The organism is Vibrio sp. M60_M70 (assembly GCF_037162085.1).
In the GTDB taxonomy this organism is placed as follows: domain Bacteria; phylum Pseudomonadota; class Gammaproteobacteria; order Enterobacterales; family Vibrionaceae; genus Vibrio; species Vibrio diabolicus.
This window is the reverse complement of sequence record NZ_JARLUL010000001.1, coordinates 448661-465620: the sequence shown is the minus strand read 5'-3', so window position 1 is coordinate 465620 and position 16960 is coordinate 448661. Positions and strand designations below refer to the sequence as shown.

At 45.3% G+C, this 16960-nt stretch carries 12 protein-coding genes and 1 tRNA gene; 10 read left to right on the top strand and 3 right to left on the bottom strand.

What is annotated here, in order from left to right; all coding sequences use genetic code 11:
• Nucleotides 1–73: 73 nt before the first annotated feature.
• The 3 genes from rpoD (at nucleotide 74) to P4S59_RS02265 (ending at nucleotide 3253) form a co-directional block, all read left to right on the top strand.
• Nucleotides 74–1936 (top strand): RNA polymerase sigma factor RpoD, encoded by a 1863-nt coding sequence (gene rpoD / locus P4S59_RS02275; RefSeq protein WP_005395986.1) that lies wholly within the window; start codon nucleotides 74–76, stop codon nucleotides 1934–1936.
• Nucleotides 1937–2091: 155 nt separating this feature from the next.
• A tRNA-Ile gene (locus P4S59_RS02270) sits at nucleotides 2092–2167 on the top strand.
• Nucleotides 2168–2449: 282 nt separating this feature from the next.
• Nucleotides 2450–3253 carry a MetQ/NlpA family ABC transporter substrate-binding protein gene (locus tag P4S59_RS02265; RefSeq protein WP_226421544.1) on the top strand — a complete coding sequence of 268 codons (804 nt, stop codon included), beginning with the start codon at nucleotides 2450–2452 and terminating at the stop codon, nucleotides 3251–3253.
• A gap of 94 nt (nucleotides 3254–3347) precedes the next feature.
• Here the strand turns inward: P4S59_RS02265 and P4S59_RS02260 are convergent, their stop codons facing one another.
• Nucleotides 3348–3623 (bottom strand): hypothetical protein, encoded by a 276-nt coding sequence (locus tag P4S59_RS02260; protein ID WP_005383040.1) that lies wholly within the window; start codon nucleotides 3621–3623, stop codon nucleotides 3348–3350.
• A gap of 229 nt (nucleotides 3624–3852) precedes the next feature.
• Between P4S59_RS02260 and P4S59_RS02255 the strand changes: the two genes are divergently transcribed.
• Entirely contained in the window at nucleotides 3853–4902 is a 1050-nt protein-coding gene (locus P4S59_RS02255) for a DUF4382 domain-containing protein (RefSeq protein ID WP_065644976.1), read from the top strand.
• A 53-nt stretch (nucleotides 4903–4955) separates the two neighbouring features.
• Here P4S59_RS02255 and P4S59_RS02250 read toward each other — a convergent pair whose 3' ends face one another.
• Nucleotides 4956–5675: an SIMPL domain-containing protein gene (locus P4S59_RS02250; protein WP_006742751.1), complete on the bottom strand. Its 720-nt coding sequence runs from the start codon at nucleotides 5673–5675 to the stop codon at nucleotides 4956–4958.
• A 163-nt stretch (nucleotides 5676–5838) separates the two neighbouring features.
• Here P4S59_RS02250 and P4S59_RS02245 point away from each other — a divergent pair, with 163 nt between their 5' ends.
• From P4S59_RS02245 to dhaR, 6 genes are all read left to right on the top strand, one after another.
• A complete protein-coding gene (locus tag P4S59_RS02245; protein ID WP_337168630.1) occupies nucleotides 5839–6105 on the top strand; it encodes a hypothetical protein in 267 nt (88 codons plus the stop codon).
• A gap of 137 nt (nucleotides 6106–6242) precedes the next feature.
• The gene (locus P4S59_RS02240) at nucleotides 6243–7991 is read left to right on the top strand and encodes a lysophospholipid acyltransferase family protein (protein WP_337167934.1); all 1749 of its coding nucleotides are present in this window, start codon (nucleotides 6243–6245) and stop codon (nucleotides 7989–7991) included.
• A 613-nt stretch (nucleotides 7992–8604) separates the two neighbouring features.
• Nucleotides 8605–10557, top strand: coding sequence for a PTS mannitol transporter subunit IICBA (locus tag P4S59_RS02235; RefSeq protein ID WP_009698834.1), 1953 nt, complete (start codon nucleotides 8605–8607; stop codon nucleotides 10555–10557).
• Between the two features lie 114 nt (nucleotides 10558–10671).
• The gene (locus P4S59_RS02230; protein ID WP_243194429.1) at nucleotides 10672–11820 is read left to right on the top strand and encodes a mannitol-1-phosphate 5-dehydrogenase; all 1149 of its coding nucleotides are present in this window, start codon (nucleotides 10672–10674) and stop codon (nucleotides 11818–11820) included.
• Between the two features lie 56 nt (nucleotides 11821–11876).
• Nucleotides 11877–12407: an MltR family transcriptional regulator gene (locus tag P4S59_RS02225; RefSeq protein ID WP_012841150.1), complete on the top strand. Its 531-nt coding sequence runs from the start codon at nucleotides 11877–11879 to the stop codon at nucleotides 12405–12407.
• 148 nt (nucleotides 12408–12555) lie between these two features.
• Nucleotides 12556–14481 carry a dihydroxyacetone kinase operon transcriptional regulator DhaR gene (dhaR, locus tag P4S59_RS02220; protein ID WP_114323117.1) on the top strand — a complete coding sequence of 642 codons (1926 nt, stop codon included), beginning with the start codon at nucleotides 12556–12558 and terminating at the stop codon, nucleotides 14479–14481.
• A gap of 78 nt (nucleotides 14482–14559) precedes the next feature.
• Here the strand turns inward: dhaR and ptsP are convergent, their stop codons facing one another.
• Complete coding sequence (ptsP, locus tag P4S59_RS02215; RefSeq protein WP_337167933.1) at nucleotides 14560–16959, bottom strand: phosphoenolpyruvate--protein phosphotransferase; 2400 nt, start codon at nucleotides 16957–16959, stop codon at nucleotides 14560–14562.
• Between the last annotated feature and the right edge of the window lies 1 nt (nucleotide 16960).

The following is a 16960-nucleotide window of genomic DNA, read 5'->3' as shown; positions in this document are numbered from 1 at the left end:
TAATTTGTTATAGTAAGTGGTTTGCATTTCGCATACTGATTCCTTCACCAGATTACGAAGTTGGATACCGTCTATGGATCACAATCCGCAGTCACAGCTAAAGTCACTTGTTATTAAAGGCAAGGAACAAGGCTATCTGACCTACGCCGAAGTAAATGACCACCTACCTGCTGAAATCGTAGATTCAGAACAGGTAGAAGACATCATTCAGATGATCAACGACATGGGCATTAAGGTAGTAGAAACTGCTCCTGATGCTGATGATTTAGCACTGAACGATGACACAAATATTACCGATGAAGATGCAGCCGAAGCTGCAGCCGCTGCACTGTCTAGCGTAGAGAGTGAGATTGGTCGTACCACAGACCCAGTACGTATGTACATGCGTGAAATGGGTACTGTCGAACTTCTAACTCGCGAAGGCGAAATCGACATCGCAAAACGTATTGAAGAAGGTATTAACCAAGTTCAATCGTCTGTTGCTGAATACCCAGGTACGATTCCGTACATTCTTGAGCAATTTGACAAAGTTCAAGCTGAAGAACTGCGTCTTACTGACCTTATTTCAGGTTTTGTAGACCCAGATGCTGACGACACCGCTGCACCAACGGCAACACACATCGGTTCTGAACTAACTGAATCTCAGTTAGAAGAAGAAGACGATGAAGACGTTGATGACGACGAAGATAGCGATGACGATTCAGATGATTCTGAAGAAGATGTAGGTATCGATCCAGAGTTAGCGCTAGAGAAATTCAACCAACTACGCAGCACCTATCAAAATCTTCAATTAGCAATCAACGAGTACGGCTATAACAGCCCGAAAGCGACCGTTGCTAATGAAATGATGCTAGACGTATTCCGCGAGTTTCGTCTAACGCCTAAACAGTTTGATCACCTAGTGAATGAACTGCGTACTGCTATGGATCGCGTTCGTACTCAAGAACGCCTTATCATGAAGTCTGTGGTTGAATACGGCAAAATGCCGAAGAAATCATTCATCGCGCTGTTCACTGGTAATGAATCAAGTGAAGCTTGGTTGGATGAAGTTCTTGCTTCAGACAAGCCATACGCTGAAAAGATCAAACGTAACGAAGAAGAAATCCGTCGTTCAATCGCTAAGCTAAAAATGATTGAAGAAGAGACTTCTCTAAACGTACAAAACATTAAAGACATCAGCCGTCGTATGTCTATCGGTGAAGCAAAAGCTCGCCGTGCGAAGAAAGAGATGGTTGAAGCGAACTTGCGTCTTGTAATTTCTATCGCGAAGAAATACACCAACCGTGGCCTACAGTTCTTGGATCTTATCCAGGAAGGTAACATCGGTCTGATGAAAGCGGTAGATAAGTTCGAATACCGTCGTGGTTACAAGTTCTCGACTTACGCAACGTGGTGGATCCGTCAGGCAATCACTCGTTCAATCGCGGACCAAGCACGTACGATTCGTATCCCGGTACACATGATCGAAACGATCAACAAGCTAAACCGCATCTCTCGTCAAATGCTGCAAGAGATGGGTCGTGAGCCACTACCGGAAGAACTGGCTGAGCGCATGCAGATGCCAGAAGACAAGATTCGCAAAGTTCTGAAAATCGCTAAAGAGCCTATCTCAATGGAGACACCAATCGGTGACGACGAAGATTCGCATCTAGGTGATTTTATCGAAGATACAACGCTAGAACTGCCGCTAGATTCTGCAACTGCAACTAGCCTTAAAGTGGCGACAAAAGACGTGCTTGCAGGTCTAACGCCACGTGAAGCGAAAGTACTTCGTATGCGCTTTGGTATCGACATGAACACTGACCATACTCTAGAAGAAGTTGGTAAGCAGTTCGACGTTACTCGTGAGCGTATCCGTCAGATCGAAGCAAAAGCACTACGTAAACTTCGTCACCCAAGCCGCTCAGAGACTCTGCGCAGCTTCCTAGACGAATAATCGCAGCGCATACAAGCTTTTAGAAATCAAAAAAGGTGACTTTAGGTCACCTTTTTTATTATCTACTGTGCTAAGTGGATAAAAACTAAGCGCAATTGCCCTAGTTGGTATCTAGACACCTTGCAACGCTTCCCCTATAATCGTTGTCCTATTAAGGCCCCTTAGCTCAGTGGTTAGAGCAGTCGACTCATAATCGATTGGTCCGCAGTTCAAGTCTGCGAGGGGCCACCAAATTTCGAAAGGCGTAGCAGGTTAGTACCTACTACGCCTTTTTTGTGTCTGCTGACTTTGGGTACAGTTGTGTGTGTAGTAATTCGTTGCTCATATCCTCAACAACTTCAAACTTATCATCTTCCTCGATTCTACCCTCTCTTTCTTTTCGCTTATTACCAAGCTTCTATATAGTCGTAGAAACAAAATGTCTGCTCGCTATTTAAACCATTGACCCTTTTTCGACTTCTGATAGGATGGACATGTAAACGTATAGACGTCTAAAACAAAAATGGAGTTACAATGAAAAGTATTCGTCACCTAAAGAAACTAGCTTTGGTTCTCACGGCAGTAGTTGGCTTAAGTGCTTGTGGAGAAAAAGATAACTCTGTCATTAAAGTGGGAGCAACCGTAGGGCCTCATGCTCAAGTAGTTGAAGCAGTAGCGAAGGAAGCAGCGAAGCAAGGCTTGAATGTAGAAGTCATCGAGTTTTCTGATTACGTGACACCCAATGCCGCGCTTAGCGATGGTAGCATCGACATTAACAGCTATCAGCACCAACCATTTTTAGACAACTTCAACAATAGTCATGACGCCCAATTAGTGTCGATTGGTCAATCCATTCTGATGCGCATGGGACTTTATTCTAACAAGTATCGCTCATTGCAAGAGCTTCCAAACAATGCACGCATAGCAATTCCAAACGATCCAACTAATGGTGGTCGCGGTCTATTGCTACTCGCCAATGCAGGTTTAATTGAGCTTAAACAAGGTGTTGGCCACAAAGCCGCCCTAACTGATATTACAAAAAATGCAAAGTCGTTTGAATTTGTCGAGGTAGATGCCGCCCAGTTACCACGAACATTGGATGATGTAGACGCGGCTGCGATCACAATGAACTACGTAATGTCTTCTGGTTTAGACCCGAAGAAACAAAGTATCTATCTTGAAGCAAAAGACGCACCGCTGGCCGTCATGGTCATCGCTACTCGTGACGCAGACAAAAATAATGAAGCGTATAAAAAATTCGTTTCTATTTACCAATCTCAAGCAATTCGTGATTATCTCGATCGTACGTTCAAAGGCACAATAGAAGCAGCTTTTTAATCAATAAAGCAACGAATACTTTGCCCACGAATCAGATAGAAAAGAGGCTAATGTTTTCTCATAGCCTCTTCTTTTCATTACTCACTAAATCGACTCATTGTCGACTTTCAGCCTCTAACTTCATTGCCAAATAAGCTTGGTCAGCAGAAACCAATTCAGGACGGTTAATCAACTTCCAGAGGAAATATGGTGGAATTAAAAATACGATGAAGTAGAGAGATTCATGGAAGAAAACATCGGCTATCGTTTGCTGATGCTCCCAAAGTGCCGTCAGTGCAAAGAGCTCTAACATCACGCCTAATACGCCAAAGACGACAGAGACAACAATCGCTAAACCCAGTAGTTCTCTAATAAAGTGCTTGTATGCCATGATACTAATTCCTTCTAGCAATAAGTCATACTAACTTACGCTCATAAGAAAGAAGCCAGCTTGACTATTATCAAACTCCCCTCATCACAGTTAAGAACTTAGTTTTATAAAAAAGGACTTGTATATAACACCATTGAAGATTGACCTCTCTATCACAATACAATGACATCATTTCTCGACTTTGAGACTAGCCTTTTACATTTATCAGCAGTGTAAACAAGAGGTCATAATGAAAAAATATACTTATCCTTTACTTGCTATCTCAGGTGGTCTTTTATTGACGGGCTGTGGTAGCGACGACTCTTCATCCGATACAGAAGCAGCCACTTTTTCTCTCAGCGTTTCCGATGCGCCTGTCGACGATGCCAACAAAGTCGTCTTAGCGTTTAAAGATGTTGTCCTTGTACCATTTGACCCAGAAACTGGAGAACAAACTGGAGAACATATTCTGTTAGATGTTAGTGACAATGGAGCACTACACCAAGTTGATCTAATGGAATATCAGGGAAGTAACGCTAAAACGATCATTAGCGAGCAAGACATCGCTCCTGGTGATTATGCTATGTGTGTGTACGCTAAAGACGGCAAACAATTAAACGATACAACGCTGTCATACGTAGAGAAGACAGACGGCAACATCAAAGGCTTAGTTGTGCCTAGCCGAGGCAGCTGTTTTGGTTTTAAACCAGATACGAGCGATCAAGGTCGCTTGAAGTTTTCGCAAAAAGGTCAGTATGTAAAAGTTCATACTGGTCATAATAGCTATGTTGTCGAGTTTGATTTGCGTAAAGGTCTGGCAGATCCAACGGGCAAAGATTACATGAACATGAACTCTAATGCGGTAAGCTTAGTAAACGCATCAGAATCAGGTCATATCGGTGGTGAAGTCAGCGAAATTCAGTATCAAGCGTGTGAAGCAGACAGTGCAGCATCAAATGCAATAAATGACGTTCCTGCCGTTCACTCAGTCTATCTTTACGCAGGTTCGATGGATCGCTCAACCATGGGCGATATGGGCGCGATGGAACCACTCCAAGCGCCAGTTGCAGTAGCTAACGTGAATGAATCGCAAGACGAAGAAGGTAATACAACCTACAGCTACGAGTTTGGTTACATCGGCCCAGGCACCTACAGTATTGGGTACACCTGTACCGCGTATGTTGATACACCAGATAACCATGAAACATCAGAAGATGGCTTCCTGATTTATCAACATTACACACCTGTTGATGTGGTCGAAGGTGAGCATACAGAGCAAGATATTAATCCTATCCTATAGCTCTCATCTTATCGAAAGCCGCTCACACGATGAGCGGCTTTTTGACTATTATTTTAATCCGATAAGTAATACTGAACGGTTGAGACCACTCGTACTTTCTTAATGTAAGGCGTGTTGCTATCTCGGTCATAAATCGAGAACTGCCCTTGCGTGGCACGTTTGATCTTACCCAGTGAACTCTGTGAGTCTTTCGCAAACTTTTGCGCCACTTCGCGGGCGTTTTTCGTCGCCTCTTCGATCATGTCTGGCTTTACATCATTCAGCTTAGTAAAGCTGTACTCAATGCGGTTCGCGTACGGGTCCTGATTCAGCAGTACGCCTTGTTTTCCTAGCTCACCAATCTCATTAATTGCCGCTCGAACCACATCGACACTTTGACTATAAACCGTAACGGTCCGCGAGGCTAAATAACGAAACTCGATATCTTGCTCACTCCCGTATTGCTGTGCTTTTCGGTCAATGACAGCAGGAGAAGAAAGGGAAACGCTGGTTTCAGGGAGCCCTTTGGCACTTAAGAAATCCAGAATCAAACGCGTTTGCTGATCGATGTCATCAAACATAGCCCCCATATCATTACTCGCTAAGGTGAACTGAATTGGCCAGATCACTGTATCGGCAGAGTACTCTCGTTCAGACAATCCCTTCACCGTTACCACTCGCTCATAGGCTTTGTATTTGACTGCCGTTTGCTGAATAAAAAAGCCCAATACTCCTAAACCAATTATCAGACACAGCCCGAGCCATATTGACGCTCTATTGGAAATCTTCTCCATTCATCCTCCTAATTTCGCCAAAAGTAACAATTCGTCGTATCGATAACATAGCTCAACTATGGCCAGAAAATGGCGACCTAAAGCCAAGTTTTTGTCATATCGTTCGAAATGGTGAATAGAATAAATTACAATTGAACGGTGTTTTATTGTGAGTTTTAAGATTATGTTGAAAATAAAATGGCTGGTAGTTCTGAGCGGATTATTTGTCTCAACGGCTTGTTTGAGTACTGACGACTTAGTAATGGATGACAACTCAACACAAGAACCCCAAGCGGGTATGTGCGATGAAGAGCAATACGAAGGGAAACGCTTTGATGGTCGCATTCTGCTAGACAATGAGCCGACCAAACAGGTCTTGAGCTCACTAGAAAGTCTCGGTGAAACGCTCAACTCTCTGAGTATCCTGATGTTTGCTGGCGACAAAACGTAACGCTAAGGCGTTCCTATCCCCTTCGCCTTTGGTCAACAAAGCTTCACCAGTTTGTCACCAAAGGCTCATGGATTTGCCTCTGAACTGTCATCTGTAATTTCTACTATCCGATCAGCCACTTGTACGCTGAGGTAAATATGGATAGTTCAACCCCTTTTCGTCTCCCTCGTAAAACGCCGTTCGGCATTGGTGAAAACGTTGCAGAATGGGCAACGGGTTTAAGTCAGCTCGATAAATTCTACGCCCAACGCCCCGTGAATGCGGATACCAAAACTTTCTTGCGATTTACGCTGGATATTTTGGGGATCGACTATCGCATTGCCCATGGTTCGCTCGACGCAGTGCCAAAGCAAGGCGCAACCGTCATTGTGGCGAATCACCCTCTCGGTTGTGTTGAAGGCGTGATTCTCGCCGAGCTACTATTGATGATACGAGACGATATCCAAATTTTAGCGAATCAGTACCTAAAAACCGTACCAGAGCTCGACCAACTTTTTATTGGTGTCGACGTATTCGAAGGCAAAGACGCCGTCAAATCGAATATGAAGGCCCTCAGAGCAGCCAACAAACACCTTGCGAATGGCGGCTTGTTATTGGTTTTCCCTGCGGGTGAAGTGTCGCAGTTGGTGGATGCCAAACAAGAGCGTTTAGAAGACAAAGAATGGAGCCGCAGTGTCAGTGCGTTAATTCGTAAGAACAAAGCCGCCACTGTTCCCGTCTTCATTCGTGGGCAGAACTCAAAACGCTTCTACATGGCAGGTAAAATCCACCCTCTTTTACGCACCTTGATGTTAGGAAGAGAGCTGCTCAACAAGAGCGCAAAAACCATTGAGTTGTCCTTTGGGCAAGCAATCAAGTTTAAAGAACTCAATAACCTCAATGATGATCAGATCGTCAATTATCTGAGGCTTAACACCTACCTGCTTAACCGCGATGTAAGTGCCACTCAGCAAATGGTCTCAGACAATGCTCTCTTACCTATTGCGGCAGGGTTACCCATAGGCCAATTGCTTGAAGAGCTGCACAGCTTACCGTCAGAAACCCAATTGCTTCAAAGTGGCGAGTTCGACGTATATTGCGCCAGTGCGCAGCAGATCCCATCTCTCCTGCATGAAATTGGCCGCTTGCGAGAACATAATTTCCGTGAAGTTGGCGAAGGGACCGGACAAGCGATAGACATCGATCATTTCGATCATGATTACCTGCACCTATTTGTGTGGGATCGTGAGAACCAATGCATGGTAGGTGCTTACCGTCTTGGATTAGTTGATCAATTATTGGCGAAATATGGCGTAGAGGGATTGTATTCGCGCACCTTGTTCAACTATGACCAAGGCTTTCTCGATCAAATGGGCAAGTCGATTGAAATGGGTCGTTCTGTGATTGCCGAGCAATATCAAAAAAGCATGAGTGCCCTACTCTTACTCTGGAAAGGCATAGCTACTTTTGTCCATCAACATCCCGAATACACGCACTTGTTTGGCCCAGTGAGCATCAGCAACGATTACAGCCATACCGCGCGTCAGTTGCTGGCACAATCGATGACCCTACACCACTACGACAACGACTGCGCCGAATACGTCACTCCGTCAAATCCACTGCCAGAAACCAACTTAAACTGGAATACCAGCATGCTAACCGCATTAGGAGATTTACAGTTGCTATCTCGCGTGATCGCTCGAATTGACGAAGGTAAAGGCGTTCCGGTATTACTACGCCAATATTTGAGTTTGAATGGTAAGTTGGTGTGTTTTAACGTCGATCCGGCGTTTAACAACGCACTGGATGGATTGATTATGGTGGATTTACGCGATGTGCCTGAGAAAACGCTTGCACGTTACATGGGCAGTGGAAACGCGCGCGAGTATTTAGCTATGAACAATTAAGCGTCGTCTAAAAACGTAGGAGATATCGCGCTGCTCAAAATCGCTCTAAACAACACAACGCGAGCAGCGTGATGCGTTATTTACCCATAAGACATTAAAAACAAAGTGTTTAGTTAAACTCATCGCAAAAAGGCCAGTCATCTCAAGCTTTAATCCACAAAACGCCAACATCGCACAAACGTTCACGTTATAAACTTTCACAAAACCTCAAAATGGTCATATATCACATTTTCAATCAAACCTGACGTCAAACAAAATGTGATATTGATCATTTCGAGCATTTAATTTGAATTGAAAAAGAAATTAAAGGTGATTTTAATCACAATGAATTTTGATTTTATATTTGTCAGAAGATCGAATTGATCACTAATATTTTTATTGACAGATTTGAAAGTCATTTTTTGTTATTAAGTTACATATCAATTAATTGATCATCATCACTTAAAAAATGCTTTTCATCCGAAGAAATGCGGGGGTTGATCACGAAAAACCCGTCGTCAGTTCCAATTGGAAAATGTGTGGTAAATTGATTGGGTACTAAGCAATCAAACAAGCGGTTTTGGCGAACCGTTTACGACAACATATTCATCAGAACATCGAACGGGGAATTGTTATGATATCACCAGATGCCAAGATCAAGATACAAAATTTTGGTCGTTTTCTGTCAAACATGGTAATGCCAAACATCGGCGCGTTTATCGCGTGGGGCTTTATCACTGCTCTATTCATCCCAACTGGATGGCTACCTAACGAAACGTTAGCCTCTATGGTTGGTCCTATGATTACCTACTTGCTACCACTGCTTATCGGTTATACCGGTGGTAAATTAGTCGGTGGCGATCGCGGTGCGGTAGTCGGCGCAATCACAACAATGGGTGTGATTGTCGGTACAGACATCCCAATGTTTATGGGTGCAATGATGGTCGGTCCGATGGGTGGCTGGGCGATCAAAAAATTCGATAACTACATCGACGGTAAAGTAAAAAGTGGCTTTGAGATGTTGGTTAACAACTTCTCAGCAGGCATCATCGGCATGCTATGTGCGATTCTTGCTTTTATCTTTATCGGTCCATTCGTAAAAATTCTATCTGGTGGCTTAGCAGCTGGCGTTAACTTCCTAGTATCTGCTCACCTGTTACCACTGACTTCAATCTTCGTTGAACCTGCGAAGATCCTGTTCCTAAACAACGCGATCAACCACGGTATCTTCTCTCCACTAGGTATCCAACAAGCGTCTGAGACAGGTCAATCTATCTTCTTCCTAATCGAAGCGAACCCAGGTCCTGGTCTAGGTATCTTGCTGGCTTACATGGTGTTTGGTAAAGGAACGGCTCGTCAAACTGCCGGTGGTGCATCAATCATCCACTTCTTCGGCGGTATCCACGAAATTTACTTCCCATACATTTTAATGAACCCTCGCCTAATCCTAGCAGCTATTGCAGGTGGTATGACTGGCGTATTCGTTCTAACAATGTTTAACGCAGGTATCGTTTCTCCAGCATCACCAGGTTCAATCTTCGCTATCTTGTTGATGACTCAGAAAGGTTCAATCGTAGGTGTACTCGCATCTATCGCAGCAGCAACAGGTGTGTCATTCGCAGTAGCGGCACTACTAATGAAGACGCAAACGTCAACAGAAGAAGACGGTGATGAAGCTGCACTAGAGAAAGCAACATCACAAATGAAAGACATGAAATCTGCATCTAAAAACGATGCGGTGGTAAACAGCCAAAGCAAAGGTGACGTAGACCTAGCGACAGTACAAAGCATCATTGTCGCTTGCGATGCGGGCATGGGTTCAAGCGCAATGGGTGCAAGCATGCTGCGCAAAAAGGTTCAAGACGCCGGTCTGAACATCCATGTAACCAACCTCGCTATTAACAGCTTACCAGAGAGTGCAGATATCGTGATTACTCATAAAGACTTAACGGATCGTGCACGTAAGCATGCTCCGAACGCACACCACATTTCATTGACGAACTTCCTAGACAGCGAAATGTACAACCAGCTAGTCACCAAACTACTAGCAGCACAAAACCAATCCGCAGCCAATGACGACCAAATGGTAAAAGTGTCGGTAATGGCGGCGAACGACGACAGCTTTGAGCCACAGCAACCATCTGTATTCCAAATTCAACGTGAGAACATTCACCTAGGTTTGAAAGCAGCCAACAAAGAAGAAGCCATTCGCTTTGCAGGCAACAAATTGGTTGAACTTGGCTACGCAGAACCAGAATACGTAGACGCGATGTTTGAACGTGAAGCGTTGGTTCCAACTTACCTAGGCGAATCTATCGCAGTACCTCACGGTACCGTAGAAGCGAAAGACCGCGTGAAGAAAACAGGCATTGTAATCTGCCAATACCCTGCGGGTATCCAATTTACTGAAGACGACGATGATGTAGCAAAACTGGTTATCGGCATTGCCGCTAAGAACGATGAGCACATCCAGGTGATTACCACCATTACAAACGCGCTCGATGAGCCGGAGGCAATTGAGAAGCTAACTAGCACCAACGATGTAGAAGAGATTCTGAACATCCTTGGTGGTCAGCAAGCGGCTTAATCACTCCTTTTAATTTGCTCCTGAGCAAACCGAGGTCAGCTGTCACCCCCTATGCGGTTGGCCTCACCCTAGATTCGTTTTAGTCAACATTTCAGACATTGGTAGGTAAGAATTATGAAAAACGCAGTTCATTTTGGCGCAGGTAACATTGGTCGTGGCTTCATCGGAAAACTATTGGCAGATGCAGAAGTCGAGGTCACATTTGCAGACGTTGATGCTCCACTGGTTGATCAACTTAGCCACAAACAAGAATACAAAGTAAAAGTGGTCGGTACGGAATGCCAGATTGACACCGTTACCCACGTCACCGCTGTTAACTCCGCCAGCGAAGATGTCATCGATCGCATTGTAAAAACTGACTTGGTAACAACTGCCGTAGGTCCCAACGTACTGGACATCATTGCAAAAACCATCGCGACCGGCATTGCAAAGCGCTTTGCGGCAGGCAACGAAAAACCGTTGAACATCATCGCGTGCGAAAACATGGTTCGTGGCACGACTCACCTAAAAGGTGAAGTGTACAAACATTTGGATGAATCATTACACGCGAAAGCAGACGAGCTAGTTGGCTTCGTCGACTCCGCAGTGGACCGCATCGTACCACCAGCAGAAGCCGCGAACGATGACCCACTAGAAGTCACGGTAGAGAGTTTTAGTGAATGGATTGTGGATGAACAGCAATTCAAAGGTGAAATCCCTGATATCGCTGGCATGGAAAGAACCAACAATCTAATGGCGTTTGTCGAGCGTAAGCTGTTCACCCTAAATACGGGTCACTGCATTACCGCTTACTTAGGTTGCTTGAAAGGACATCGCACTATTCGCGAAGCAATTGAAAACCCAAGCATTCACGCAGAAGTAAAACAAGCAATGCAAGAAAGTGGAGAAGTACTGATCAAACGCTACGGTTTTGACCGCGACATGCACAACGCTTACATCGAAAAGATCCTAGGTCGCTTTGCCAACCCTTATTTAGTTGATGAAGTTGATCGTGTTGGTCGCCAACCAATTCGTAAATTGGGTGCAAATGATAGATTAGTGAAGCCATTACTCGGTACAATCGAGTATGGCACTGAAAATCAAACACTTTTGAAAGGGATCGCGGCAGCGTTGAAATACACCAACGACACCGACCCACAAGCGGTGGAACTACAAACCTCATTAAAAGCCGTGGGCGTAAAGAAAACGCTAGCAACGTACACTGGCCTGGCTGAAGACAGTGTTGAAGTGGCTCAAATCGAAGTGATTTACCACCAGCTTTAATCGAATCAAGGGAGCTCTGCTCCCCATAAATATAATTTTAAACAGTTACTCAGTATATGGCAGATAACATCAACGAAACCGAGATCATTGAACGATTAAACAGCGCGCCATCGGTACGAGGCTTCTTTATTGCAGCAGTCGATGTGTTCAACGATTCCATCGACGGGCTAATACAAAGGATCTTTCGTAAAGATAACTTCGCCGTGCAATCGGTTGTTGGTCCCCTACTGCAAGACTCCGGACCGCTGGGCGATCTCTCCGTTCGTTTGAAACTCCTATTTGGCTTAGGCGTACTCCCAGACGATATTTATCATGATATTGAAGACATCATTAAGCTTAAAAACCGACTCAATAGCGATGCATCGGACTACGAGTTCACTGATCCAAATATTCTAGAGCCAATCAAAAAGCTGCATCTGGTAAAGAAAATGGGCATGGTGCAATTAGAAGTCAACGAACCTGATGACGACATCGACCTTGAGTTTTATCAACTCCAACTTCAACGCCAGCAACAAATAATAAAATCAGGTCTCTCGCTCGCCATTGTCGAAATTTGCAATGAACTGGGCAAGGACAGCCCTTTTTAACCCAACCTCCGGCAAGGAACGCCTTATCTACTAGCCTCTTTTCTCTACGTATCCTTTCTGTATGACGTGCGTGAAAGCCATCACAGTCCATATTCGTATGTCTCTGTAATATCAGACCAATCTATCGCTGGTATTGAAACGGTATGGCATGCTTTCAATCGAAGACACTAAAACCAAATGGGAGTTTTTCCAGAAACACCATTGGGTATCTCCAGAATTTTCCCGCACTCCCGTACTTGAGTCGTGGGAGCGTTGCATAAAGCAATGCAGCCCTTATACCTGGTCAAAACCACATATTGCCTCTGGCTTTACCTTCTCATCTCTGATGAAACGCAACGAGCACCTCATCGAATGCGCCACGACAGTACTTGAAGACACTTACGACATGCTAGGAGACGAAGACCTGCTATTGATGGTAACTGATGGCAACGGCTGCGTTCTTTCCGTTGTGGGACATGACTCAATGCAACAAGAGATGCAGGTACTAGGCATTAAACAAGGCTGTTTTCTATCTGAAGGAAAAATTGGCACAAATGCGGTCAATCTTTGTATTAGTACTCATATCCCGTGTGAAGTATTCGCAGCAGAACATTTCAATCGCCACTTACATTCTTATGCCTCTGTAGCAGCACCTGTTTTCGACCAATTTGGCAAGTTACGCGGCACAACATGCCTTCTCAAAAAAGCAGAGAGCTATAAGAAAGAAAACTTGGTCATCATCGCGTCGAGCGCGAAAGAAGTCAGTTTGCAAATCCATATTCAGTCGGAACAAGAAAACATTAACCGCCTCACTTGTGCGCACAACGCAACGTTAGAATGCATGGATGACGGCCTTCTGGCCTGGGATGAAGAAAGCCGTATCACCATGGTAAATCACCAATCAGAGCGCTTGTTAAACATTGAAGCCAGTCAGGTCTTGGATAAAGAAGTCTTTTCGGTTTTACGTTTCCCGCCAAATGTCCTCAATAGTATTGAGTCGGGTGCAAGCATCAACCGAAAACTCACAACGGTAGAGGTTCGTGGAGAGTTTGTTGAGGCAATCATTACCTTGCGTCCACTCAACGACGGCACACACTTATTGTTTTTGCACCCTATCGATAAAATTCGCGAACTTGCTCAACAACAAATAGGTGGCAGTGCGCGCTATACGTTCAGTACTTTGCCTGTTATTTCACGAAAAATGAAGCATGTCATTACCGTGGCAAAACGGGCCATAAAGTCCAAATCACCGATTCTAATTACAGGTGAAGAAGGTGTAGGAAAAGCCACTCTCGCCATGGCGATTCATAACGAAAGCACCTACAAAGAAGGGCCGTTCATTACGCTCAACTGCCGCTCCATCAATACAGAGCAACTGGTCAAAGAAACCCTGGGATACGACGAGGGACAAGGCATGCCCTCTAAGTTTGAACTCGCCCATGGCGGTACGCTCTTTTTGGAAAAGGTGGAATATCTGTCGCCCGATTTACAAGCCGTGCTACTTAAGTTGTTAAAAACTGGGCTCGTCAGCCGCAGCGACAGTTTGCGATTAATCCCCGTAGACTTTCAACTTATTACGAGCACCGCTTCAGAGATCAGCGAGTATGTCACTCAGCGCTCATTTGGTCGGCAACTTTATTATGAAATCTCCTCGAACGAGCTGCATATTCCACCACTACGAAAGCGTAAAGAAGACATTGAATTTCTCGTCCAGCAGCTTATCAGCCATTATGAACGCCGACACAATGTCACAATCTCGATAGAGCCAGTCGCACTGGAAGCGTTGATGAATTTTCGTTGGTCAGGCAATAACTCCGAATTAAGAAACCGAACTGAGCGAATTTTGCTGAACCGCAGTTCCAACTTAATCAAGCTGAACGATATTCCTGAAGACATTAAACTGAATTCTCGCCATACCGCAGAAAATACGCCAGTAATCACGTTAGAAGAAGCCGAGAGAAGAGCTATCGTTCAGGCTTGGAATCAGTGTGATGGCAAAATGCATGATATGGCGAAAGCATTGCAAATTGGCCGCACGACCTTATGGAGAAAAATTAATAAGTTTGGGCTGCAGGAGCAAATGAAGCTGTATTAAGCCAAGAAGTGGCGTTCCTTCAAAAGTAAAACCGGCGTAAGCTCGCCGGTATACGTGTACTAACGATAAAGGTATCGATTAAACATCGACAGACAACTGACGAATCTGCGCTTTTAGTCCCGGCAACAAACTCGCACTGGCGCTGAATTTTCGTAACCCAACACGAAGTAATGTTTCTGTGGCATTTGGATCGCCTGCCATCTCACCACACATACTGACCGGTATGCCCGCGCGATCGCCTGCTGCACACGTGAGTTCAATGGCTTTTAGTACCGATGGTTCAAAGTAGTTCACCAATTCGGCAACGGCGGCGTTGCCTCGATCGGCGGCCATAACATATTGAGTCAAATCATTGGTGCCAATAGAGAAAAAGTCGACTTCTTGGGCTAACGCATCTGCATTTAATACCGCGGCTGGTACCTCAATCATAATACCAACAGGCAAATGAGTCGCATCCAAGCCGAGTTGGGTTGCTTGATGTGCCAACAGCGCTTTTACTTTTCTCACTTCTTCAACCTGAGCCACCATCGGTATCATCAATTGAATATTCGGTTGCTCGTGAAAAGCTCTCAGAATGGCTCGAAGTTGGGCGGTAAACAATGACTCATGTTGAAGGCACAACCGCACCCCTCTCAAACCTAAAAATGGATTATCTTCCGATGGCATAGGGTAAGCGGCTAAAGGCTTATCACCGCCAACGTCTAGACTACGAATCGTAAGTGGCTTATCACCAAGTGCGGCGGCAATATCACGATACACTTGGTATTGCGCTTCCTCAGTCGGCAACTCATCACTGTTTTGAAACAGAAACTCAGTCCGGAATAGACCAACCCCCTCAGCTCCTGATGTTAGTGCATCATCAATATCTTTCGGTCCACCAATATTGGCGAATACTGGAATATGGACGCCATCACAGGTGACTGCGGCTTGCTGAGCACTCGCTAGCGCACTTTGTCGGGAGTTTTGCCACTCAATTTGCTGAGCTTCTAATTCCTGTTGTATGGCATCTGAAGGAGAGAACCATAAATGCCCTCGAAATCCATCAATAGTCACCACTTGACCAGCACGCACAGCATCAAGGCAGCCCTGAGCTTTAACGATGGCAGGAATCCCCATCGCACGAGCAAGAATCGCACTGTGAGAGGTTTTCCCTCCCTCACTCAAACAGATACCAAGCACTTTCGATTTATCAAGCCCGGCCACATCAGAAGGCATCAGGTCGCGGGCCAACAAAATACTCGGTTCCTGAATGTCGATGGCATTAGGCGTTACGCCTGTCATTTCGACCATAACTTGGCGTGCGATATCATGCACATCTGCTTCGCGCTCCCGCATGTACTGACTTTCTGCCTGGCGAAACTCTTCGGCCAACGTTTGCAGTGATTCTATCCAAGCTTGCTCGGCTATCATGCCCGTTTGAATTCGCGCCTCAACCGATGCCCATAACTCTGGGTCACTGAGCATCATGCTATGAGCAGAAAATATTTCCCCTTTCGGCTGCTTCGCTTGCTCCTGCAAATGTTGAACAACCACGCCTATCGCATGCTTAACCCGTTCAATTTCATCTTGTTCACTTTGGAAATCACGTTCAGGCACAGCTGGCATTTCATGAGTAAAAAGGACAGCAGGAGCAGTAGCGATACCGTCATTGACTCGAATACCAACAACAGCACCTTCAATCTGACTTGAGGCCATATCATCGAGCAGAGTATCCGTGCTCTCTTCAGGCTCGATAATGCCTTGCTCAACCGCCTCTTTTTCTCCGAAGTGCTCATGAGCTAAGGCTTCAAATGCCTGAATTGCTTCACTAGATTGAGGTCCGAATGCGCACAGCGTGATCGTCTCTTGGCTACGAACGCCAAGTTTCGCAATGCTGTTTAAGCTCTTCGCGTTCACACTGCGCTCACCTTTTTTCAACCATAATTGGCAGTCAAAAGGCGCGAGTGCACCAACAATGGCCGCAGCGGGACGAGCATGTAATCCATGCGGATTTTGCACTACCCAATCAAATGTCCGCTCTTGCTCAAAGTTCTCTGATACTGGCGCTATCTCAGCGGATGTTAGTGGCTGATCACCAAGGTGCTCTCGTTTTACGCTTAACGCATTCTGTGCCTCTTCGACTACCGTCGATAAAGGTAGTCCGGCGGCAGCAGCCACCGACGCCGCCATGGTTCCTTCAACAATAGGGGCCGAGATAAGGGTGACATTTTCCCTCACATGATCATCAATCAGATCCAGAGCCATTTCCGTGCTAAGCAACGCGCTGCCAAGATCCATCAATACAACAACCCCTTGTTGATCTTGTACCTGCTCAATCGCTTCCATCACGGCAATGGCATCAGTTCCGATCGGGTTCTCTGGGTCATCAATCCCAGCCGCAATCGCAAGCTTGGCTTTGCCTTGCGTCATTTGGGTGGCAAGTTCGGCCACCCCTTCTGCAAGGCGACGACTATGAGATACAACTACAATTCCCACCATC

Coding starts and splice junctions, on each gene's coding strand:
- rpoD (WP_005395986.1), top strand. CDS start 74: ATGGATCACAATCCGCAGTCACAGCTAAAGTCACTTGTTATTAAAGGC.
- P4S59_RS02265 (WP_226421544.1), top strand. CDS start 2,450: ATGAAAAGTATTCGTCACCTAAAGAAACTAGCTTTGGTTCTCACGGCA.
- P4S59_RS02260 (WP_005383040.1), bottom strand. CDS start 3,623: ATGGCATACAAGCACTTTATTAGAGAACTACTGGGTTTAGCGATTGTT.
- P4S59_RS02255 (WP_065644976.1), top strand. CDS start 3,853: ATGAAAAAATATACTTATCCTTTACTTGCTATCTCAGGTGGTCTTTTA.
- P4S59_RS02250 (WP_006742751.1), bottom strand. CDS start 5,675: ATGGAGAAGATTTCCAATAGAGCGTCAATATGGCTCGGGCTGTGTCTG.
- P4S59_RS02245 (WP_337168630.1), top strand. CDS start 5,839: ATGTTGAAAATAAAATGGCTGGTAGTTCTGAGCGGATTATTTGTCTCA.
- P4S59_RS02240 (WP_337167934.1), top strand. CDS start 6,243: ATGGATAGTTCAACCCCTTTTCGTCTCCCTCGTAAAACGCCGTTCGGC.
- P4S59_RS02235 (WP_009698834.1), top strand. CDS start 8,605: ATGATATCACCAGATGCCAAGATCAAGATACAAAATTTTGGTCGTTTT.
- P4S59_RS02230 (WP_243194429.1), top strand. CDS start 10,672: ATGAAAAACGCAGTTCATTTTGGCGCAGGTAACATTGGTCGTGGCTTC.
- P4S59_RS02225 (WP_012841150.1), top strand. CDS start 11,877: ATGGCAGATAACATCAACGAAACCGAGATCATTGAACGATTAAACAGC.
- dhaR (WP_114323117.1), top strand. CDS start 12,556: ATGCTTTCAATCGAAGACACTAAAACCAAATGGGAGTTTTTCCAGAAA.
- ptsP (WP_337167933.1), bottom strand. CDS start 16,959: ATGGTGGGAATTGTAGTTGTATCTCATAGTCGTCGCCTTGCAGAAGGG.